At 70.9% G+C, this 20,589-nt stretch carries 23 protein-coding genes; 5 read left to right on the forward strand and 18 right to left on the reverse strand.

Going from position 1 to position 20,589, the window contains the following annotated elements:
- Window positions 1-11: 11 nt before the first annotated feature.
- Both panD and IEY70_RS04105 read left to right on the forward strand, forming a co-directional pair.
- Window positions 12-377: an aspartate 1-decarboxylase gene (gene panD, locus IEY70_RS04100; protein WP_189063724.1), complete on the forward strand. Its 366-nt coding sequence runs from the start codon at window positions 12-14 to the stop codon at window positions 375-377.
- Window positions 378-707: 330 nt separating this feature from the next.
- Window positions 708-2,063, forward strand: coding sequence for an HD-GYP domain-containing protein (locus IEY70_RS04105; protein WP_229777609.1), 1,356 nt, complete (start codon window positions 708-710; stop codon window positions 2,061-2,063).
- A gap of 217 nt (window positions 2,064-2,280) precedes the next feature.
- Here IEY70_RS04105 and IEY70_RS04110 read toward each other — a convergent pair whose 3' ends face one another.
- Complete coding sequence (locus IEY70_RS04110; protein WP_189063725.1) at window positions 2,281-3,174, reverse strand: carbohydrate kinase family protein; 894 nt, start codon at window positions 3,172-3,174, stop codon at window positions 2,281-2,283.
- Window positions 3,175-3,409: 235 nt separating this feature from the next.
- Here IEY70_RS04110 and IEY70_RS04115 point away from each other — a divergent pair, with 235 nt between their 5' ends.
- Together IEY70_RS04115 and IEY70_RS04120 are read left to right on the forward strand one after the other, a co-directional pair.
- Window positions 3,410-3,733 (forward strand): hypothetical protein, encoded by a 324-nt coding sequence (locus IEY70_RS04115; protein ID WP_189063726.1) that lies wholly within the window; start codon window positions 3,410-3,412, stop codon window positions 3,731-3,733.
- A 44-nt stretch (window positions 3,734-3,777) separates the two neighbouring features.
- A complete protein-coding gene (locus tag IEY70_RS04120) occupies window positions 3,778-4,818 on the forward strand; it encodes a vWA domain-containing protein (RefSeq protein WP_189063727.1) in 1,041 nt (346 codons plus the stop codon).
- 30 nt (window positions 4,819-4,848) lie between these two features.
- On the opposite strand, the gene IEY70_RS04125 is transcribed toward IEY70_RS04120, so the two are convergent.
- From IEY70_RS04125 to ccsA, 9 genes are all read right to left on the reverse strand, one after another.
- On the reverse strand, window positions 4,849-5,367 hold the full coding sequence (locus IEY70_RS04125) for a GNAT family N-acetyltransferase (protein ID WP_189063728.1): 519 nt from the start codon (window positions 5,365-5,367) through the stop codon (window positions 4,849-4,851).
- A complete protein-coding gene (locus IEY70_RS04130; protein WP_229777610.1) occupies window positions 5,364-5,978 on the reverse strand; it encodes a QcrA and Rieske domain-containing protein in 615 nt (204 codons plus the stop codon). Before IEY70_RS04130 ends, IEY70_RS04125 begins: the two co-directional genes overlap by 4 nt.
- The gene (locus IEY70_RS04135; protein WP_229777611.1) at window positions 5,954-7,012 is read right to left on the reverse strand and encodes a c-type cytochrome; all 1,059 of its coding nucleotides are present in this window, start codon (window positions 7,010-7,012) and stop codon (window positions 5,954-5,956) included. Before IEY70_RS04135 ends, IEY70_RS04130 begins: the two co-directional genes overlap by 25 nt.
- Window positions 7,009-7,554: a cytochrome c-type biogenesis protein gene (locus IEY70_RS04140; protein ID WP_189063729.1), complete on the reverse strand. Its 546-nt coding sequence runs from the start codon at window positions 7,552-7,554 to the stop codon at window positions 7,009-7,011. Before IEY70_RS04140 ends, IEY70_RS04135 begins: the two co-directional genes overlap by 4 nt.
- Before the next feature lie 5 nt (window positions 7,555-7,559).
- Complete coding sequence (locus IEY70_RS04145) at window positions 7,560-8,147, reverse strand: TlpA family protein disulfide reductase (RefSeq protein ID WP_189063730.1); 588 nt, start codon at window positions 8,145-8,147, stop codon at window positions 7,560-7,562.
- A gap of 122 nt (window positions 8,148-8,269) precedes the next feature.
- Window positions 8,270-10,246 (reverse strand): heme lyase CcmF/NrfE family subunit, encoded by a 1,977-nt coding sequence (locus IEY70_RS04150; protein WP_189063779.1) that lies wholly within the window; start codon window positions 10,244-10,246, stop codon window positions 8,270-8,272.
- Between the two features lie 113 nt (window positions 10,247-10,359).
- A complete protein-coding gene (gene ccmE, locus IEY70_RS04155) occupies window positions 10,360-10,836 on the reverse strand; it encodes a cytochrome c maturation protein CcmE (RefSeq protein ID WP_189063731.1) in 477 nt (158 codons plus the stop codon).
- The gene (ccmD, locus tag IEY70_RS04160) at window positions 10,833-10,964 is read right to left on the reverse strand and encodes a heme exporter protein CcmD (protein ID WP_189063732.1); all 132 of its coding nucleotides are present in this window, start codon (window positions 10,962-10,964) and stop codon (window positions 10,833-10,835) included. Before ccmD ends, ccmE begins: the two co-directional genes overlap by 4 nt.
- Window positions 10,957-11,679 carry a cytochrome c biogenesis protein CcsA gene (gene ccsA / locus IEY70_RS04165; protein ID WP_189063733.1) on the reverse strand — a complete coding sequence of 241 codons (723 nt, stop codon included), beginning with the start codon at window positions 11,677-11,679 and terminating at the stop codon, window positions 10,957-10,959. Before ccsA ends, ccmD begins: the two co-directional genes overlap by 8 nt.
- A 211-nt stretch (window positions 11,680-11,890) precedes the next feature.
- On the opposite strand from ccsA, the gene IEY70_RS04170 reads away from it, so the two are divergent.
- Entirely contained in the window at window positions 11,891-12,646 is a 756-nt protein-coding gene (locus IEY70_RS04170; protein WP_189063734.1) for a hypothetical protein, read from the forward strand.
- A gap of 27 nt (window positions 12,647-12,673) precedes the next feature.
- On the opposite strand, the gene IEY70_RS04175 is transcribed toward IEY70_RS04170, so the two are convergent.
- The 8 genes from IEY70_RS04175 to IEY70_RS04210 form a co-directional block, all read right to left on the reverse strand.
- Complete coding sequence (locus tag IEY70_RS04175) at window positions 12,674-13,390, reverse strand: heme exporter protein CcmB (protein WP_229777612.1); 717 nt, start codon at window positions 13,388-13,390, stop codon at window positions 12,674-12,676.
- Window positions 13,387-14,046, reverse strand: coding sequence for an ABC transporter ATP-binding protein (locus IEY70_RS04180; RefSeq protein ID WP_189063735.1), 660 nt, complete (start codon window positions 14,044-14,046; stop codon window positions 13,387-13,389). The genes IEY70_RS04175 and IEY70_RS04180 overlap by 4 nt, the downstream gene beginning before the upstream one ends.
- A gap of 20 nt (window positions 14,047-14,066) precedes the next feature.
- Window positions 14,067-14,750 carry a cytochrome c biogenesis CcdA family protein gene (locus IEY70_RS04185; RefSeq protein WP_189063736.1) on the reverse strand — a complete coding sequence of 228 codons (684 nt, stop codon included), beginning with the start codon at window positions 14,748-14,750 and terminating at the stop codon, window positions 14,067-14,069.
- 75 nt (window positions 14,751-14,825) lie between these two features.
- Window positions 14,826-15,209, reverse strand: a complete 384-nt coding sequence (locus IEY70_RS04190) for a penicillin-binding protein (protein WP_189063737.1) — start codon at window positions 15,207-15,209, stop codon at window positions 14,826-14,828.
- 373 nt (window positions 15,210-15,582) lie between these two features.
- Entirely contained in the window at window positions 15,583-17,985 is a 2,403-nt protein-coding gene (locus IEY70_RS04195) for a transglycosylase domain-containing protein (protein WP_189063738.1), read from the reverse strand.
- A 97-nt stretch (window positions 17,986-18,082) separates the two neighbouring features.
- Entirely contained in the window at window positions 18,083-18,469 is a 387-nt protein-coding gene (locus IEY70_RS04200) for a response regulator (RefSeq protein WP_189063739.1), read from the reverse strand.
- 82 nt (window positions 18,470-18,551) lie between these two features.
- On the reverse strand, window positions 18,552-19,637 hold the full coding sequence (locus IEY70_RS04205; protein WP_229777613.1) for a GGDEF domain-containing protein: 1,086 nt from the start codon (window positions 19,635-19,637) through the stop codon (window positions 18,552-18,554).
- Window positions 19,638-19,867: 230 nt separating this feature from the next.
- Entirely contained in the window at window positions 19,868-20,494 is a 627-nt protein-coding gene (locus IEY70_RS04210) for a thymidine kinase (protein ID WP_189063740.1), read from the reverse strand.
- Between the last annotated feature and the right edge of the window lie 95 nt (window positions 20,495-20,589).

The following is a 20,589-nucleotide window of genomic DNA, read 5'->3' on the forward strand; positions in this document are numbered from 1 at the left end:
AATGCCCGCTCGTGGAACGCATCATGTTCAGGGCCAAGATTCACCGCGCGACCGTCACCCAGGCGGACCTCGACTACGTCGGCAGTGTCACCATCGACCAGGACCTGCTGGACGCCGCCGACATCCTCGTGAACGAGCGGGTGGACATCTACAACATCACCAACGGCAACCGCCTCAGCACCTACGCCCTCAGCGGCCCGCGTGGCAGCGGCGTGATCGGCATCAACGGGGCCGCCGCGCACCTGATGAAACCCGGCGACATGGTCATCATCGCCGCGTACGGCAACTACAGCGACCAGGAGGCCCGCACGCTGGAACCGAACGTGGTACTCGTGGACGAACGCAACCGCATGATCGCGATGCCCGGCACACCCTGACGCCCGGTCGGCCCTCACGCCACACCGGCGGGCGCCGGATGAAGGTCAGTTATACGGACTCCGATTGAACGGCCTGCAAAGACCATTCAATCCGAGCGGATGCGAGGAGGAGTCGAAGCGGGTTCCGATCTGTTGACGAAACAAACGGAATCCGTATGAATGCCGTGTAGCTCGGCGTTCCCACCGCTCCGGGCAGTGTCCGGGCAGTGTCCCGGCGGGGGGCGGGGCCTGGAATCCCCCGCGAGTGGGCCTGACGGGTGTACGTGGAGTGTTCACGCGCCGTGAACAGAATCTTTAACAAAAGTTTAGGCAGGTGCTACACTCCGTAGCGTGTCCCGCACGCCCCCCTGGAGTTACCTGCTCCTGCTTCTGGCCGTCGCCCTTCTCGGCTACGCCGCCTACGCGGACCTTCAGGGTCTCCTGGCGGCCAGCGCGGTCCTGATCGCTGCCGCGACCGGCACGCTGCGCGGCCCGCTGCGCTGGTCGGCGCTGGTGGCGTACCCCATCGGGTTCATCGTGTCGCTGGCACTGCCCGGCCATGAAGGCAACCCCATGGACCTGCTGGGCGCGCTGATCGTGATCGGCGGCCTGGGCTTCATGCTCCTGCGTGAGCAGGGCAGCCTGCGGCAGGTCGCGTGGCAGAGCAACACCATCAACGCCCTGCGCGCCGGCAGCGAACGCCTCGCCGAGGCCCGCGACGCCGACGCCATCATCCGCGCCGGGGTCGGCATTCTGGACAAGTTGCAGGTCGCCCCGAACCTCGCGTTCGTCGCGTACCGCCAGGGCACCCCGCACATCCTGGCCGCCAAGGGCGCCTTCGAGGCGTTCCTGGAACGGCCCATCCACCCCAGCGACAACGACAGCCGCAGCGTCCAGGCCGACCACTGGGTGGCCGAGGAAGCTCTGGCGCTGCTGAAAAAACCCCAGCGGCAGAGTTACCACGTCGCCCCGGTGTACGGCCGCGCCTCCACCCACCTGGGCGTGCTGATCCTGACCCGCAACGACGGCAGCCCCTTCGACGAGGACGAAACCAGCGTCGTCGCCGCGTACGCCCGCCTGCTGGGCGCGCAGCTGGGCCAGTGGAACGCCATCCGCGACCTGCGCGACGCGAACGACCTGACGCTGCGCTCGCTGGGCGCCGCACTGGAACGCCGCGACGACGACACGGGCGGCCACACCAACCGCGTGGTCAGCATGAGCGTACGCCTCGCGCGGCGACTCGGCTGGGACGAGGATCAGGTCAAGGCGCTGCGCTGGGGCGCGTACCTGCACGACCTGGGCAAACTCGCCATTCCGGACGGCGTGCTGCACAAACGCGGCCCCCTGGACCCCGACGAACGCCGGGTCATCCAGACGCACACCACCATCGGGTACGACATGCTTCAGGACCTGCACTTCCTGCCGGCCGAGACCCTGGACCTCGTGCGCTACCACCACGAACGCTGGGACGGCACCGGCTACCCCAGCGGCCTGCGCGGCTCCAGCATTCCCGACACCGCCCGCCTGTTCACGATCATCGACGTGTTCGACGCCCTGACCAACGCCCGCCCCTACAAGCCCGCCTGGACCCGCGAACGCGCCGTGAACGAGATCCGCATGCAGGCCAGCCGCCAGTTCGACCCGCAGTACGTGGACGCCTTCCTGCGCATGATGGCCGAACACGACGACGCCCACCTCGTGCTGTAACAGCCCGGCAGGCGTCGAAAGTCAATGGTCGATAGAGCGGGCCTTCCCTCTATCGACCATCGACTTTCAACCATCAACCCTTATACGGATTCCGTTTATTTCGTTAACAGATCGGAACACCACCGCTCTGTTAACTCCACGTCCGGAATCCGCTTCGACTCCTACTCGCTCCGCTCGGATTGAATGGGCTGCAAAGACCATTCAATCCGAGTCCGTATTACAGGTTCAGGTCGGCCCGCGTGGGGGCGTACGCGCCGGCGTACGCGCAGGCGGCGGCGGCGGCGGCCAGTCCGACGCGCAGGTGCTCGCTCCACAGGGCGTCGGGGCGTTCGGCGGCGCTGACCAGCAGGCCCGCGCACAGGGCGTCCCCGGCGCCCACGGTATCCACGACCTGCACGGGCGCGGCGGGCAGGTTCGCCTGTCCGGCCGCGTGGTACAGGGTCGCGCCCTGCGCGCCGCGTGTGACGATGATGGGCGCCTGGGCGTTCAGGCCGCGCAGGCGGCGCAGCACGTCCGCTTCGCTGACGCCGGGGAAGAAGAACGCGAGGTCCTCGTCACTGAACTTCATCAGGTCCGCGCGCCGGGCGACCGCCTCGAACACCTTCGGGTAGTCCGGGTGGCGGTGCGTGATGCGGGCGTTCGGGTCGAAGCTGATCTTCACGCCGGCCGCGCGGGCCGTCTCGATCAGGCCCAGCAGCGTGTCGGCCAGCGGCCAGCGCGCCAGGCTGATGCCGCCCACGTGCAGCCAGCGGGCCTCGCGCAGCCACCCGGCGGGCAGGCGGGTCGGGTCGAAGTGCAGGTCGGCGCTGTTCTCACCCAGGAAGCGGTACGCGGGCGGGTTGGCGCTGTACACCACGGCCAGCAGCGTCGGGGCGGGCAGGCGCTGCATGAAGCGCATGTCCAGCCCGGCCTCCACGGACGCGCGGATCAGGTCGTCCCCGAAGTTGTCCTGCCCGACCGCCCCGGCAAAGGCGCTGGGCACGCCCAGGGACGCGCAGGCCCGCGCGACGTTCCAGGCCGCGCCGCCCGGATGGGCGTGCCAGGCGTTCCCTCCGGCGGTCACGAGGTCAGTCAGGGCTTCCCCGGCACTCACGATGAACGGTAATTGCATTCCATTCAATCTACCGCGCGTGGCGGCGGGCCGGGCCGGGTCGCGTACACAGGCGGCCGGGATGGGCCGGTCATGGAGCGGGCCGGTCACGGAATGGGCGGCGCTGATCACGGCCTGATCACGGTCCCTGAGGAAGATGAATTCAGGCGAGGTTCAGAGCCGCTTCCGGGGGGGAGTCAACAGCCTGAACCCGCCCCCCATCCCGCCCTCACCCCGGCCCCCAGGAGGACACCGCATGAAGGATGCAGCCACCCACACGCCCACACCCGCCCCCGGCACCCCTGCACCGCAGGCCGCCCCGGCCGCCCTGAGTCACAGGGAACGCGACCTGGGCCGCTTGATCCGTGAGATCGACACCCTGCGCGGCGACCTGCGCGCCCTGGCGGACACCCCGCACCTGGACGAACTGCTGAAGTTGATTCCCCGCCCCGGCTGGACCACCCCGGCCGAATTCGAACTGGTCAGCGCGGGCGTCCGGCAGCTGAACGCGCACGTGCATCTGCTCCGGGACGCGCAGGAGCGGCTGCTGCGCGGCGCGCGACTGGTCGGCCACACCTGACGCTCCCCTGCACCCCTGCACTCACGCATACAGGAGAACCCATCATGCCCCAGCACACCCGGTCCCGGTACGTTCCGCTGCCCATGCCCCTCCGCCCGCGCCGCCGCTCCCTGGGCGGCCTGCTGGGCCTGTCGCTGCTGCTGGCCTCGTGCGGCGGCCCCGCCGGAACGCCCGCCCCGACCACGCCCACCGCCACGACCATGCAACTGAACGGCACGCGCGTCCTGAGCCCCACGCAGGTGCAGTTCGGCGTGACGCCACTGAGCGGCACGCAGACCGCGACTGGCACGCTCAGCAACCCGTCCGTGACGTTCAGTACCGCCGGCGTGAGTGGCACGGTCAGCGTGTGCGGACAGGTCAGCGTGCAGAACACCGTGACGGCCGCCGTCACTCTCGACGCGACCGGCAGCATGCGCAGCACCGACCCGGAAGAGAAACGCCGCGCGGCCGCCAAGGCCTTCGTGGCCCGCATGACCGGCACCAGTCAGGCGGCCGTGCTGTCCTTCGAGGCCAGCAGTACGCCGTCGGCCAGCATGATCGGCAGCGTGCTGCACCAGGACCTGACGGCGGATCAGACGGCACTGAACACCGCCATCGACAACGCCACGTACGCCAGCGGCAGCACCAACTTCTACGACGCGGTCGTGGACGCCGTGAAGGTTGCCAGCCGCGCCGGGCGCAGCAACCCGATCGTGCTGGCCCTCACGGACGGCATCGACAACAGCAGCAGCAACTCGCCGAACGACGCCATCGCCGCTGCGAAGGCCGCAGGTGTGCCCGTGTACGCCATCGGCCTGGACGCCACGGGCAGCCTCGACTTCGCCGAGATGGAACGCATCGCCAGCGAAACCGGCGGGCTGTTCCGCAGCAACATCGCTGCCGGTGACCTCGACGCCTACTTCTCGCAGCTGTACAACGCCTTCACCGCGCAGGGCTGCCTGGAACTGAACCTCGCCGCCGCGCCCGCGCCCGGCACCACCGTCACCGGCACCCTGTCCGTGGACGTGTCCGATTACGGCAAGGCCACCTCACGCCTGAGCGTTCCGTTCAGTTACGCCGTCCGGGACACCAGCGAGCCCAAGTAACGACCCATGTGCAGCGGGCGGCGGTCTCCGTTACTGGAGGCCGCCGCTCTGTGCGCGGACGGGCAGGCGGTACAGGATGACGGTCAGGCCGAACACGTCGCGCTGCCCGCAGCGTTCAAACCCGAACGAGTCGTACAGGTGGTGCAGGGCGGGCCGCGAGGCGTCGGTATCGAGTTTCAGCCAGGGACGCCCGGCCAGGGCGGTCACGCGCGCCGCCTCTTGCAGCAGCGTGTGCGCCAGCCCCTGCCCCTGCGCGGACGGGTGCACGGCCAGCTTGTGCAGGTACAGCGCCTCGCCCGGCGGGTCGTGCGGCCAGAAGGGCGGGTCGCTGGTCAGCAGGCAGAAGCATCCGACGGGCTGACCGGGCGCATTCCACGCGACGTGCCACCCGCCGGGCGGGTAGTGCCGCTCCAGGTGCTCCGGCGTGAGCCTGTCCGGCGGCCAGAGCGTACGCCCGCGCGCCTGCAACTGCGTGGCGGTGGCCGTGAGCACGGTGCTGGCGGCCTGCACGTCCCCGGTGGTGAAGGACAGGGGGGCTTGGGTGTTCATCCCGTGAAGTCCGGGGCGGGTTCGATCCCGGTGGCCCACAGGTCCGCGCCGCGCCGCTCCAGTTGCACGCGCGGCAGCGGCAGCAGCGCCTTGCCGAACACCGCCTCGCCGGAGCGCAGCGGATCGAACACGCTGTAGTGGCAGCGGCAACCCAGTTGCGGGTGCTGCTCCTCGCGCGGCGGGCGGTAATTGAACGCGAAGGCCAGGATCTCCGGGTCGCGCACCAGGTTCACGTTGCAGCCCAGATGCGTGCAGACCCGCGAGTACGCGATCAGGAACGACCCGCCGTCCGGCAGCGCGCCCGGCACGTCCTGCGGCACGCGCAGCGCCGTGCAGGGCCGCCCGGCATACGTGAAGGTCTGCTCGGCCCACTCGCCGTTCAGGTCGCTCAGGGCCGCCACGCGCTGCGGGGTCGCGGGCCGGAAGTCAGGCGTTCCGGCGGTGCGTTTCCCGGTGGTGACGCGCGTGGCGTACCAGCCCATGTACCCGAACGCCCCGGCCGTCCCGGCGACCGGCAACAGCCACCAGCGTTCCAGCAGCGCGCGGCGGGTCAGGCGGCGGGCCGGAGTCCTGTCACCCGGCACGCTCAGCGGCTCCCGGTGTCCTGCCACCTTTCCAGCAGGTTCAGCAGGGCGTTCAGGTCGTCCGTCTTCAGGTCCGGGAAGGCAGGCATGGCCCCCTTGCCCTGCACGATGACCTGCCGCGCGGCCTCGCGGGTCAGGGCCGAGTCGCGCAGGCTGGGGCCGATCCCCCCGCCGCCGCTGGGGCCGTGGCAACTGGCGCAACTGGCGGCGTACACGCGCAGGGCCGGGTCGCTGCTGTTCTGGCGGGCGCGGATGGCGGTGATCAGGTCGTCGGCGTCCCGCCCGCCGGGGTCCAGGGTGCGGTAGCGTTCCAGCGCCGTCAGCGCCTGATCGTCCTGCCCGAAGCGGGCCAGCGCGAAGCCCAGCAGCAGCTGCGATTCCGGTTCGTTCGGCGCGAGTTGCGCGCCCGTGCGGATCAGCAGCGCGGCCCGCTGGGCGTCCTCGGCACTCAGGGTCTGCCCGCTCTGCTCGCCGCGCGTGAGCAGCAGGATGCCCAGCCGCCGCAGCGCCTCGGGTTGCCGGGGGTCGAGTTTCAGGGCGTTCCCGTACGCCGTGACCGCCTGATCGTACGTCGAGGAATCGAACGCCGCCTTGCCCCACGCGAGGTAATCGGCGGCCGCGCCGGTCCGCTCGGCCTGCGCTTTCAGGCCCGGCAGGCGCAGCGTGGCCTGCACGTTCGCCGCCTCGGCCGGTTGCAGGGACGCCAGTTGCCAGCGCGGCACGAACGTCACGGCCCCCACCACCGTCAGGGCGAAGGCGGCGACCAGTGCGCCCAGCGCCAGGGTGCGGGTGCGCGGCGCGGGGCGCGGGCGGGGCGGCAGGGCGTCCAGGGCGCGCAGGGTCAGCGCGGCGCGGCGTTCCAGGTCCGGGCGGCGGCGTTCACCGTCGGGACCGTCGGGCAGCGCGGCCAGTTCGGCGTACAACTGCGCCTGCTGGGCGTTCAGGCGGTCGCGTTCCGGGGCGTCCGGGTCGCTGGGCTGCCCGGCCCGCAGGGGTTCCAGCACCAGCCACAGCGCGGCCCCCGCGATCAGGATCAGCAGGATCAGACTCAGGACGCTCACGCGTTCCCTCCGCCGGGGTGGTCGCCGGGCGCGCGGGTCTCGCGGCGCACCTGTTCCAGGAACGGGTCGAAGGCCTCGTCCGGTGCGGGCGCCGCGCCCGGAGCGGGGGCGGGCGCGCGGCGCAGGAACGACCACAGGAACACGCCGCCCAGCGCCAGCGCCAGCAGCGGCGCGCCCCACAGCAGCAGGTTCCGGCCGGTCCTGGGCGGGTCGAGCAGCACGAAATTCCCGTACCGCTGCGCGAAGAACACGTAGATGTCCCCGTCGGTGCGTCCGGCGGCCACCTGCTCGCGCACGGACTCGCGCATCTTCACGCTGATGTCACTGCGGGAATCCGCGATGGACTCGCCGGTATCGCACAGCGGGCAGCGCAGGTTCTTCTGAATGGCGACCGCGCGCTGCTCCTGCGCGGGCGTCAGGCTCGGCGCCCCGGTCTGCTGGGCGCCGGTCTGTTGCGCCGCGCCCCGCCCGGTCAGCAGGGTCAGCAGGCATAGCAGGACGACCAGCACGCCGCGCGCCGGGAACAGGGGCGGGGCCGTCATGCCCGTCACAGCGGGGGCACGCCGATCTTTTCCAGGCCGACGTTCAGGCGTTCGCGCGTCAGGCCGCCCCGGTCCATGTGCTGCACCACGCCGTCACGGTCGATGAACACCGTCTCCGGAATGCCGCTCACGCCGTACTCCACGCCGGTATCGATGCGCGGGTCTTTCAGGTTCGGGTACGCCAGCGCGTACTCGCGGATAAAGTCCCGCGCGCTCTGCTCGTTCGTCTCCTGAAACAGGATGCCGACGACCGCCAGTCCCTGCTCGCCGCCCTGCCGGGCGCTCAGTTCCCGGAACATCGGCGCTTCCTCACGGCACGGGCCGCACCAGGACGCCCAGAAGTTCACGACCACCGGCCGTCCCCGCAGGCTGTCCAGGCTGACGTTCACGCCGTCCAGGCTTTCCAGCGCGAAGGCCGGGGCGGGTTTGCCGATCAGGGGGCCGCCGGTCGTGGCGTTCCGGGCGGGTTGCAGCAGCGCCGCGCCCAGCCCGGCGACCAGCCCGGCCGCGATCAGCGGCGGCAGGAAGCGCCGCCACGCGGGCGGGGCGGAAGGCGGGGCAGAAGGCTTGGCCGGAGGAGGAGTGTGGGTCATGAAAGTCCTTTTCGGTCTGGCGGGCCGTCACGGGCGTTCAGACGAGGGCCCGCCAGGGCAGGGGAGAGGAAAGCGGGAACGGAATGCCAGGGCAGGCGCAGGGGCCCGGCGATCAGGGCGGGTCAGTCGGTCGCGGCGGCCAGCGCGGACGGCGCCCGCACGGCGGCCCGGCGGGGCGGGGCGAGCGTGAACGCCGCGCCCACGCAGATGATCAGCGTGCCCCACCAGATCCACGACACCAGCGGCGACTCGATCAGGCGCACGCTGGCCCACTGACCCTGCGGGTCCACGCTGGTCATCACGAGGTACGTGTCGCCCAGCGGGCCGTACCGCACGGCGGGCGCCGGGAAGGGCGTGTCGCCGCCCTGCGTGTACGTGTTCAGCCGCGCCTGGAACGGCTGACCGTCGATCTGCACGCGCGCCACGACGGACCTGCCGTCCGGGCGGGTCACGGCGTCCAGTCCGGTCAGTTGCAGGCGCTCGGCGAGCAACGTGACGGGCGGGGCATTCAGGTTCAGGGTCACCTGCGCGTCCCGGCGGTACGTGCCGCTGAACGCCAGTCCCAGCGCTATCACGATCAGGCCCAGGTGCGCCACGTACGCACCGTACCGGCGGGGTTGCGTGCCCAGCGCGGCGCCCAGACCCCCGGCCTGCCGGGCGGCGCGGGTGGTCAGCAGGATCAGGCCGATCACGTTGAACGCCGACAGCGCCAGCGTGCCCAGCACCCCGGCGTGCCGCACGCCCAGCGCGAACGCCACGGCGGCCGTGACCACGCCGCCCGCCAGCAGCGGCAGCAGCGCCCGCCACAGGCTCTGGCCGTCCGCGCGCCGCCACGGCAGCAGCGGTCCCACGCCCATCAGGGCCAGCAGGCCCAGGCCCAGCGGAATGGCGAAGGCGTTGTAGAAGGCCGGGCCGACGCTGGCGTCCCGGCGGCCCTGCACGGCCTCCACGAACGTCGGGAACAGCGTGCCCACCAGCACCATCACCGCGAACACCAGGAACAGCCAGTTCCCGGCCAGGAACGCGCCCTCGCGGCTCAGCGGGGCGGGCGGGTCCGCCTCGTCGCGCAGGGCCGGGGCGCGCCACGCGGCCAGCAGCGTGCCCGACACCAGCAGGAACGCCAGGAAGCCCAGGAACACCGGCCCGACCGGCCCGCCCGCGAAGGCGTGCACGCTCTGCACGATGCCGCTGCGGTTCAGGAAGGTGCCCAGCACGGTGCTGGAGTACGCCAGCACGATCAGCCACACGTTCCACGAGCGCATCAGGCCCCGGCGTTCCTGAATCTGGATGGAATGCAGGAACGCGGTGGTCAGCAGCCACGGAATGAAACTGGCGTTCTCGACCGGGTCCCACGCCCAGTACCCGCCCCAGCCGAGCGTCTCGTAACTCCACCAGCCGCCGGCCACGATGGCGGCGGTCAGGAACGCCCAGGCGATCAGCGTCCAGCGGCGCGTGACGACCACCCAGTGATCCGACAGGCGCCCCGTGACGAGCGCCGCGACCGCGTACGCGAACGGTACGCTCAGGCCCACGAAGCCCAGGTACAGCAGGACCGGGTGGACCGCCATCATCCAGTGGTTCTGCAGGGCGGGGTTCGGGCCGCGCCCGTCCAGCGGCACGCTCGCCACCGGCGTGAACGGCGAGGCGACCGTGGCGACCACGCCCACGAAGAACAGCAGGCTCACGAACATCGCGCCCAGCGCCCAGGGCCGCAGCGCGTCGCGGCGCAGCGTGAGGCTCAGGATGAACGTGAAGCCGCCCAGCAGCCACGCCCACAGCAGGATGCTGCCCTCCAGCGCGCCCCACAGCGCCGTGACCTTCACCCAGGTCGGGGAGGCCCGCATGGAATGCTCGGCCACGAACCGCACCGTGAAATCGTCACGCAGCAGCGCCGTCATCAGGATCAGGGTGCCCAGACTCAGCAGCGCGAACACGGCCCAGGTGGCGCGGCGGGCCGCCTCGGTCACGCGGGCGTCGCCGCGCAGGCCGCCCAGTACCGACAGCAGCAGCCCCGCCACGCTGAAGGCCAGTGCGCCCAGCAGGCTCAGTTGCCCAAGGGCGCCCAGCGGACTGGAGGAGAACGAGATCAGGTTCAGCAGATTCACAACGGGTTACCTCTGTGGTGGGCCGTGCGGTGGGCCGTGCAGGGCCAGCGCGGCCGCCCGGTACGGGACAGGCCCTGCGCGGCCAGGAACGGACGGGGTGGGCGCGGTCACTCGGTGGTGTTCAGCATGTCCTTGAGTTCCGCCTGCGTTTTGGGCACGTTGTACTCCTCGCTGTGCTTCACCACGAGGTCCGAGGCGTGGAAGGTGTCTCCCTGGAACTCGCCGCGCACGACCACGCCCTGATTCTCCTTGAACAGGTCGCTGACGGCCCCCTGGTACTGCACGGGGAAGCTGGCCCCGCCGTCCGAGACGACAAAGCGGAGGTTCAGGGACTGCGGGTCGTACTGCACGTCCCGGACCAGCCCGCCGATGCGGATGGCGCGGCCCTGAAGCTGCGCCTGCTGCTGCTGGTACTCGGTGGGCGTCACGAAGTACTCCAGCGAGCGGTTCAGGTTCCCGAAGGCGATGAAGCCCGTCAGGCCCACCAGCGCGGTCACGCCCAGCACGGCGGGCCACGGACTGCGCCGCCGCCGCCGCGCCTGCCCCAGCGGGGTGGGCGGCGGGACAGAGGAGGGATCGCTCATTGCGGCGCTCCGTCTGCCGCTTCGTTCCGCACGGCGCGCAGCCGCAGCCAGATCCACGCGAGGTACCCGACCAGCAGCACGAACGTCACGACGTACACGATCACCACGTACGCGGTGTACTTATCCACGGGCCACCTCCGCGCGGGGTTGCGCCGCGCCCAGTTCGTTCATCAGTTCGCGTTCCTCACGGGCTTCCTCACGGGCGGCCAGCGTGCCACGCACCCGCAGCATGTACAGGTACAGGAACGTGAAGGCCACGACCGCCACCAGCAGCACCCAGCCGTAGATGGGCGCCGCGTCGAAGCGCATCTTGCCCAGCAGTTTCAGCGTCTGCGTCTGGTGCACGCCGCGCCACCACTCGACCGCCATGTAGTTCACGGGCACGTACAGCGTCCCCACGATGCCCACCACCGCCGACACCCGCGCCCGGCGTTCCGGGTCGTCGATCAGCGTGCGGATCAGCAGGTACCCGCCGTACACCACGATGCTCAGCGCGGTGGTCGTCAGGCGCGCGTCCCACACCCAGTACGTGCCCCAGGTCGGTTTGGCCCACAGCATCCCACCCACGATGGTCACCACCGTGAACAGCACCCCGATCTCGGCGCTGGCCATCGCCAGCCGGTCCCAGCGGCGCTGACGCTGCAGGAGGTACAGCAGCCCGAACAGGCCCGTGCCGCCGTACGCGAGGTAACTCAGCCACGCGCTGGGCACGTGCACGAACATCAGCCGCACCAGCGACCCCTGATTGATGTCCAGCGGCGCACTCAGGCCCAGTCCGACCGCGATCAGCAGCGTGACCACCGTCGCGCCGCCCAGCAGTGTTGTCGTGAGGTCTCTCTTCATGTCGCTCCCCATTCTGAACCCCGGACGTGAGTCGGGACCGTGACGGTCACCGCGCCGGGCATTCCAACCGAATGCCCGCAGCATCGCGCCCACGCGCCCACGCGGGCAAGTGCGAGTGTCCCCGCGCGCCCACACCCGCCCCGCACCCACCGGCAGTATCCTGAACCGTACAGGGCACGCCCCGCCCGCGCTCTATCTCCGAGGACTTCCCATGACCCAGCCTGCCCCTGCCCATGCCCGCCGCCTGCCCGCCCGCCTGCTGGCAGCCTGCCTGCTGGTTGGGCCGGGCGGGGCCGCCGCGCCGCAGACCGTGACCTTCCAGCCCGGCCCCGGCGACGTGTTCCGGGACGTGCCGGACGTGGGCGACCTGGGCCTGTGGCTGCTGACCGGCAGCCCCGGCGCACCCCTGACGCGCGCCGTGTGGAACGGCGAACCGTACCGGGGCCGCACGCTGCGCGAACCCATCAACCTGATCCTGATCGACCGCTTCGCCCGCACGCCCGAACAGGCGACCGCGCGCATGAACGCCGCGCTGGCCGCCGCCGGATTCACCCCCACGGGCGGTTTCGGGAGTGGGCCGGGCGGGTACCACGCGATGCTGAACGGCGAACTGCGCGCCCAGCATCCCGCCACGCCCGGACAGGCCTACAGTGACGGCCCGCCCGGCGCGTACAACCACCACGGCGTGACCTTCGGCCCGTACCGCGTGGGGAGCAGTTTCGTGTTCACGGGCGCCTTCAACGGCGCCGACCACCGGCCCGACCAGACCGGTGCGACCCCTGCGGGCGCCGGCACGCAGGTCTTCAACAATTATATGGTCGCCCGCGAGAGCCTCGCCGCCGCGCTGGACCGCAGCAGCGTGTTCCACAAGAAAGGCTACTTCGACCTTCAGGCCATCATCGACACGCCCACCGAGACCACCGCCGACTCCGACGGGTGCGCCGTGGTGCTCGTCGCCCGCGACTGACCTTCCGCCGCCCGCGACTCCCGGCCCTTACCCCTCGGCGGCGTACGGGAACAGCAGGGTGGCCAGGATGATGGTCGCCACGTCGAACACCGCCAGGAAGGTCAGCCACGTACTTACCTCGGCGTTCCAGACGCCCGAGAGCAGCAGCGTGGTGGCCTTCACGGTGGCGATCACGGCCGGCACCAGGATCGGGAAGGCCAGGGCGGGCAGCAGCGCCTCGCGGGCGCGCAGGCTGACGGTCACGCTGCCGTAGAAGGTCGTTCCGGCCGCGAAGCCCAGCACGCCCAGCACGGTCGTCAGGACCAGCCCGGCCCAGGGCACGCTCCGCCCGGTCTCGGCGGCGCTGAACAGCACCAGTCCCGCCGGAACCGTGAACGCCGCGACCAGCAGCAGCGGTCCCAGCACGCCCAGCAGTTTGCCCAAGTACAGCGCCCCGTGCGGACCGGGGTACAGCAGCAGTTGCTCCAGCGCGCCCGCCTCCTGCTCCTGCGCGAAGGCCCGCTGCGCGCCCACGGCGGCCGCCAGTGCCAGCGCCGTCCAGATGGACCCGGCCGCCAGCGCCGCCGACTGCGCGTCACTGCGGGCCGTGCCGCTCAGCGCCAGCCCCAGAACCAGCAGGACCAGCCCGGCGAAGAAGGCCGTGGCGAGCAGCGTGTCGCGGGTGCGGCCCGCCACGCGCAGGTCCTTGGCCGCGACCGCCCGCACGACCCGCAGCCCCGTGCGCAGCCCCCCGTCGCGGCTCACGCGCCCACCGCCGGAGCCTCGGCCAGCACCCCGCCCGACAGGCGTAGCGCGCGGGGTGCGACCTGCCGCGCCAGTTCCGGCTCGTGCGCCGCGACGACCAGCGTGCCGCCCGCGCCGTGCAGTTCGCCCAGCAGGTTCAGCACCAGCTGCCGCCCGGCGTCGTCTAGGTTCGCGAACGGCTCGTCGACCAGCGTGACCGGCCGCGCCAGCAGGTGCGCGCGCGTCAGGGCCAGCCGCTTGCGCATGCCCGCCGACAGGAACCGCGCGCGGCGCGTGGCGGCCCCGTGCAGGTCCACGCGCCGCAGGGCCGCCGCCACGTCACCCGTCTGGCCGTGCATGGTCAGCGCGAAATTCAGGTTCTCCTCGCAGGTCAGGTCCGGGTACAGGCCGCCGTCCACCGGCATCAGGTGCACGCACTCGCGCACCGAACGGCCGTCGCGCAGGTCGAAGCCCAGCACGCGACCCTCGCCGCGCGTGGGTTTCAGGCCCGCCCCGAACAGCCGCAGCAGCGTGGTCTTCCCGGCGCCGTTCTCGCCCAGCAGCGTCACGCCCTGCCCGGCCGGAACGTCCAGCGTCACGCCGCGCAGGATCACCTCGCGGCCCAGCCGCAGCCACACGCCCCGCAGTTGCAGCGCGAACTCCGGCCCCGCGACCACCCGGGCGGGGTCAAGCCCTGTCAGACGCGCATCCAGGCGGGCATCACCTGATAGAAGAACGTCGCCAGCCGCGTGAACTGCCCGGTCAGCATCATGATCCCCACCACCACCAGCAGGCCGCCGCCCACCCGCTCGAAGATGCCCGAGAAACGGTTCAGGCGGCGCAGGTTCAGCCGGTGCCACAGCAGCGCGGCCAGCAGGAACGGCACGGCCAGCCCCAGCGTGTACGCCGCCAGCAGCACCACGCCGCTGCCCAGGCTGGCCGTGCTGGCCGCCAGTCCCAGGATGCTGCCCAGCGCCGGACCCAGGCACGGCGACCACCCGAACGCGAACGCCGCGCCCAGCGCCACCGGGCCGTACCCGCCGGCGTCGGCCAGGGCGCGGGTGTCGCGCATCAGCAGCGGCAGGCGGATCAGGTCCAGCATCACCAGCCCGAAGAAGACGATCAGTACCGCCGACACCTGCGCCAGCACCGCCTTGTGCGCCGAGACCAGACTGCCCAGGCTGCTGGCCGTCGCGCCCAGCGCCATGAACACCAGCCCGAAGCCCAGGATGAACCCCAGCGCCCGCGACAGTGGCGCGCGCGCCCCGCCGATCACACCCAGGTAACTGGGCACCAGCGGCAGCACGCACGGGCTCAGGAAAGACACCAGTCCCGCCGCGAACGCCAGGATCAGGGTCGGAGAGCTCGCCGATACACTCATGCGCGCAGTCTAGCGGGCCGCGCCCACCCGCACGGGGGCGGGCGTCCCGGCGGCCGCAGCGTCAGGCCCGCCGGGTTATTCCAGCGTGCCGCTGAAGTCGCCCTCCCAGGCGTTCAGAATCCGTCCCTCCTGCACCAGCAGCACCGTCGGGTACGCACTGACCTTCAGGTCACGCGAGAAACGGGTGGCGGCCTCGCCCTGCCACGCACTCAGGCCACCCGGCGCGGGCGAGGTCACGCCCTCGGCGTTCACGGCCCGCACCGGCAGACCGCTGTCCAGCACCGCCTGCCACAGCGGCCCCAGGTCGCCGCAGTCATGGCTGTACACGACCACCACCTCACGCGCCGCCGACTGCCACGGATGCGCGGGCAGCACCTCGCCCAGGCGCACGCGGGCGTCCGCAGACGACACGCCCAGCGCCAGCAGCAACGACATCAGCGGCGCGCGGCGCAGCCTCATGCGGACTCCGATTGAATGGGCGGCAAGGACTGCCGGGTCCAGGCGGATGTGGGTGGGAGCAGCACGGGTTCCGGCCCGGTCGCTGGCAAAACCGGTTCAGGCCGGGCCGAGGTGACTTGAATCCGGTTCATGCCCGTCATCATGCCGCGCCCGGACGGCGCCGCGCGTGACGGCCGCATGAGAAGGCCCGCCGCGAACCGTGCAGCGGGCCTTCATGGGAACCGGTGACGCCAGCTTCATACGGACTGCCGTTTGTTTCGTGAACAGATCGGAACACCACCAATCTGTCAACTCCACGTCCGGAACCCGCCCGGCTCCTGCTCGCTCTGCTCGGACCCGGCGGTCCTTGCAGCCCATTCAAGCGGAGTCCGTATCAGGGGGTGGCGGGCTGCGCAGCCCCGGAGGCAGGGGTGGGCGCGGCGTCCGGGGTGACCGGAATGCTGGCTGGGGCGCCACCCTGCGCCCTGGCGGCCTTCAGTGCGGCCGGGTCGGGCTGCTCGTCCTTCAGCGGGGCGGGGGAGGGGTCCGGCGCGTAGGCGGGCAACGCCTCGATCTCGATGCGGCGCTGCACGATGTTCTCGGGCGGCGTGAACTCGGTCGCCAGTCGGTTGGTGACGCGGTCCAGGCTGACCATCACGGTGCGCGGGTCGCTGCCGGTCGCCAGTCCCGTCTCGCGGTACTGCACCGGGGCGGGGGCGTCGGTCTGCAGGTCTGTGTTCGCCGCGTCCCGGTACTGGGGGTCCAGCATGGCGACCTTCACGCCCGGCAGGAACTGCGGGTCCGGGGCGTCCACGTACTGAATGCCCGGCGGTTCACTGAACTGCCGCACGGGCTGCCCGGCGTGCGCGAGTTCCATCATGCGCCGCCAGATCGGGGCGCTCACGTACCCCGAGTAGTAGTTGATGGGCATCTCGCCGCCCTGCTGCCGGCCGACCCACACGGACCCGGTGTACAGCGGGGTGGTGCCCACGAACCAGAAGTCCTTGGGGCCGTTACTCGTGCCGGTCTTCCCGGCGACCGGCCACTCGCCGAAGCGGGCGCGGGTGGCCAGGCCGCCCTGGCTTTCGTTCATGTCGTTCACGACGCCCCGGATCATGTCCAGGCCCAGCCACGCGATCTGAGGCGTCCAGACGCGCGCGGGCCGCACGGGTTCGCTGCTGGCGTCGTACAGGATCTCGCCGCGCGCGGTCGTGACCTTGTTCAGGTAGCGGGGCGCGCGGTACAGGCCGCCGTTCACGAAGGGCGCGTACGCGGCCGCCATCTTGATCGGTGTGGTTTCCACGGCGCCCAGCGCGGCGGCCAGTCCGGTCCCGTCGTTCGGGGCGACGCCCAGTTCGCGGATCTTCCCGAAGAAGGTCTGTAGCCCGATCCGGTCGGCCAGTCGCACCGTCACGAGGTTCAGCGAGCGGTCCAGCGCCTCGCGGATGGTCATGTCGCGGTACGTGGTGGCGCCCTCGAAGTTCTGCGGGGCGTACACGCCGTCCTTGCAGCCGGTGCAGGGGAAGGTGATGGGCCGGTCCTCCTCGCGGTGCGTCTGGTCCAGCCCGGTCGACAGGGCCGTGGTGTACAGCAGCGGTTTGATGGTCGAACCGATCTGCCGCTGGCCCTGCGCGGCGTTGTTCCAGTCGGCGGGCGGGGCGCTGCCCTGCAACTTCTGCCCGATCATGCCCAGCACCTCGCCGGTGTACGGGTTGAGGATCGTGGCGGCCAGGGTCGCGCCGGGCGGCAGGCCGGTCGCCTCGCGGCTGGCGGTCTCTGCGGCGTTCTGCACCTTGGGGTCCAGCGTGGTGTACACGCGCAGACCGCCCGAGCCGTACACCTTCTCGCGGCCGAAACGGCGCACCAGTTCGTTCTCCACCTGCCGCATGAAGTGCGGGGCGCGCACGGTCGTCACGGCCTTCAGTTCCTTCTGCGTGCGGTCCACCAGCCTGGCGCTGGTGATGTCCCCGGCGGCGTTGTACGTGACCTTCCAGCCGCGCGGTTGCAGGTTTTCCTTCCAGGCGGCGTCCATCTGCGCCTGCGTGATCCACTGGTCCTCGACCATGCGGGTCAGCAGGACACGCATCAGCGGGCGGGCCGCCTTGTAGTCGAAGTACCGTCCGGCGCTGGGCACCAGCACGGTCAGGTACGCGCTCTGCGCCAGCGTCAGGTTCTTCGGCGTGGTCCGGAAGTACGCCTGGGACGCCGCGTAGATGCCGTACAGTTCGACCGGCCCGCCGTCCCCCCAGTAGATGGCGTTCAGGTAGTTCTGGAGGATCTCCTCCTTGGTGAAGGACCGCTCGACCTGCACGCTCAGCATCCATTCCTTGAACTTGCGGTCCGGCGTGCGGGCCTGCTGGTACTCGTCGAGCAGCAGGGTGTTCTTGATCAGCTGGTTGGTCAGGGTGCTGCCCCCCTGCACGGAGTCGCCGCGCGCAGCCCGCTGGAACTGCCGTCCCAGGCCGTAGGGGTCCAGGCCGTAATGCTCGAAGAACCGGCGGTCCTCGTTACTGACGAGCGCCGCCACCATGAACGGACTGATCTCGTTCAGGTTCACGATGGTGCGGCTGATCGCCTGATCGCCCACGCGGGGAATCAGGGTGCCCAGCGGCGTGTTGTCCCGCGCGAACACCTTCGTCTCGGCGCCCAGCGAGCGGGTCAGGTTGTCCAGTTCGCGGTAGTCCGGCAGTTCACGGGTCCATTTCAGGCCGTACGTGGCCGCCACGCCCACACCGGCAACCAGCGCGGCCAGCACGAACGACGTGAGGAAGGTAAGGAAACGGCGGAAGAAGATCATGAGGTCACCGGGAACACGTCAGGGCGCGGCCCTGAGCGGCGTGAACAGCGTTGCAGGGCCCGGCAGACACCGGACCCCGAACGGGAGGAAGGCAGGGTCAACGGCGGCGGGCCTCGATCAACTGGTTCACGCGGCCACGCAGGTTCTTGCCCGACAGCGGCTTGTACACGATGTCGTCCGCGCCGACCAGTTTGGCGTGGTCACGCGTCTGATCGTCGTCGAAACCCGTGAGCAGCAGCACCGGCGTGTCCCGCAGCCGCTTGATACGCTTGACGCGCGAGCAGATCTCGAACCCGTCCATGTGCGGCATTTTCACGTCCAGCAGCATCGCGTCCGGAGTGTGTTCACGCAGGTAATCCAGCGCCGTCTTGCCGTCAGAAACAGCCACGATGTCGTGCCCGTCCGCCGACAGAATGACCTCCAGCATGGTCCGGATGGCCGGTTCGTCGTCTGCGACGAGAATGGTATACGCCATGCCGCCCATGATAGTGCAGCGCGCATGAAAAAACCCCACACCGCACCCCGCCGCCCCCGCCGGGGTCAGGGCGCCGGGGGCGGCGGGGCGCTCAGCCCATCTGCGTGCGGCGCAGGTCCGCCAGGTGCACGTCGTTCCGGCCCTGCTGCTTGACGGTGTACATGGCGGCGTCGGCGCGCGCCAGTACCCGCTCCGGGTCCTCGCCCGCGTGCGCGGTCGCCACGCCGAAACAGGCGGTCACGCCACTCACGTTCCCGTGCCGCTGGTGCCGCAGTTCCAGGCGCATGGCGTCCAGCAGCGAACGCACCTGCCGGTCACGCTGTTCGGGCAGGATCAGCAGGAACTCCTCGCCACCCCAGCGGGCCGCCACCCCCCCCTGCGGCAGGTGCCCCAGCGCCACCTGCGCCACGCCGCGCAGCACCAGGTCGCCCGTGGCGTGCCCGTGCATGTCGTTCACACGCTTGAAGTGATCCAGGTCGAACAGCACCAGCGTGTACGTCTCACCCTGGCGGGTCAGGTCGCTCAGGCGTTCCTCGGCGGCGCGGCGGTTGGCCAGTCCGGTCAGGGTGTCGGTGTACGCGGCGGCCCGCGCGGCCAGCAGTTGCATGCGCTGCGTGCCCAGCGTGGTCTGCATGACCGTCATGACCGCGCCCATCAGCAGGAACTGCACCGACGCGCCGGTCAGGTGCGTGCGGGTCAGGGGAGAGACCGTGAAGGTCAGGTGGTACGCGCAGATGCACGCGGACAGCACCAGCAGCGCCGCCGCCAGCCGCAGCGCCTGCCGGGGCGGGAACACCAGGAACGCCGCCGCGTACAGCACCGCGAACCAGTACGTGTTCTCCATCAGCGTCCAGGACGTGCGCGGCATCACCTGAAACTGATGGTTCAGGGCCAGCAGCACGTACGTGGCCGCCCCGGCAAACGCGCCCATCACCGCCACCTGCAACGAGATGCGCCCCGCGCCCAGCAGCAGTTGCAGGGTCAGCATGACCAGCGACAGCAGCGGCAGCGCCCACACGTCCAGCGGATCGAAGCGGGGCGCCTGCGCGGCCAGCGCGGCGGCGCACGCCAGGCACGAGAGCCACACCAGCGCCATGAACATGCGGCGCTGCCCGGCATTCCAGGACGCCGGTTCAGGCAGGATTTCAGGAGCAGAGCGGCGGAACAGTTTCAGCAAGGGAACCCCATACACAACCGGGCAACAGCCCACTCGGACCACCGGCCGACCCACATGTCGGCCCGGACACAGAACAGATCGTACAGGCACGGTGCCGCCAGAACCGGCGCCGCGTGAACCGCAGTGACCGGCGCCGCGCACGCCCGGCCTTCACCGGGGGAGCAGCCATACGGACAGAAGGAGGGTCAACAGCCTTCGACATGAAGCGGTCCCCGGCAGTCTACCCGAAGTCAGGCGGCCCCGGACGGCGGCCGGACCACGTGATGCACCCGGCAACGCGCCTCGTAACTTTCCTGCGCGCCCACCAGCACCACCGGATCGTCAAAGCGGGCCGGTTGCCCGCCGATCAGGCGTTGCGAGCGCGTGGCGGGCGCGCCGCACACCGTGCAGATCGCCGTGAGTTTCTCCACGGTCTCCGCGCGGGCCAGCAGTTCCGGCATGAACCCGAACGGCTCGGCGCGGAAATCCAGGTCCAGTCCGGCCAGGATCACGCGCACGCCCGCATCGGCAAGTTCCAGCACCAGCGGCACCAGCGCCGGGTCCAGAAACTGCACCTCGTCGATCCCGACCACGTCCGGCAGGTCCGCCGCGCCCGCGCTGAGCAGGGTGCCCTCGCCGCTCAGGTGCGCGCGGATCTCGGCCGCGCCGCGCACCGCGACCGCGCTGACACTGCGGCCCGCGTGACTCGCCACGGCGGAATCGTGGTACCGGTCGTCCAGGGCGGGTTTGAACACCTGCACGTTCTGCCGCGCGATCACCGAGCGGGTCACGCGGCGGATCAGTTCCTCGCTCTTGCCGCTGAACATCGGTCCGACAATGACCTCCAGGTGACCGCCGTGGTAAGGGGACTTCAACACACGCGCGAGCATAGAGCATCACCGGACCCCGCCGGGCGGAGGCGTGCCGGGGTTGACGAGGGAGAGCAGCGATGATGCAGAGCAGCAAGGCGCCC

The organism is Deinococcus seoulensis, from assembly GCF_014648115.1.
Lineage (GTDB): Bacteria > Deinococcota > Deinococci > Deinococcales > Deinococcaceae > Deinococcus > Deinococcus seoulensis.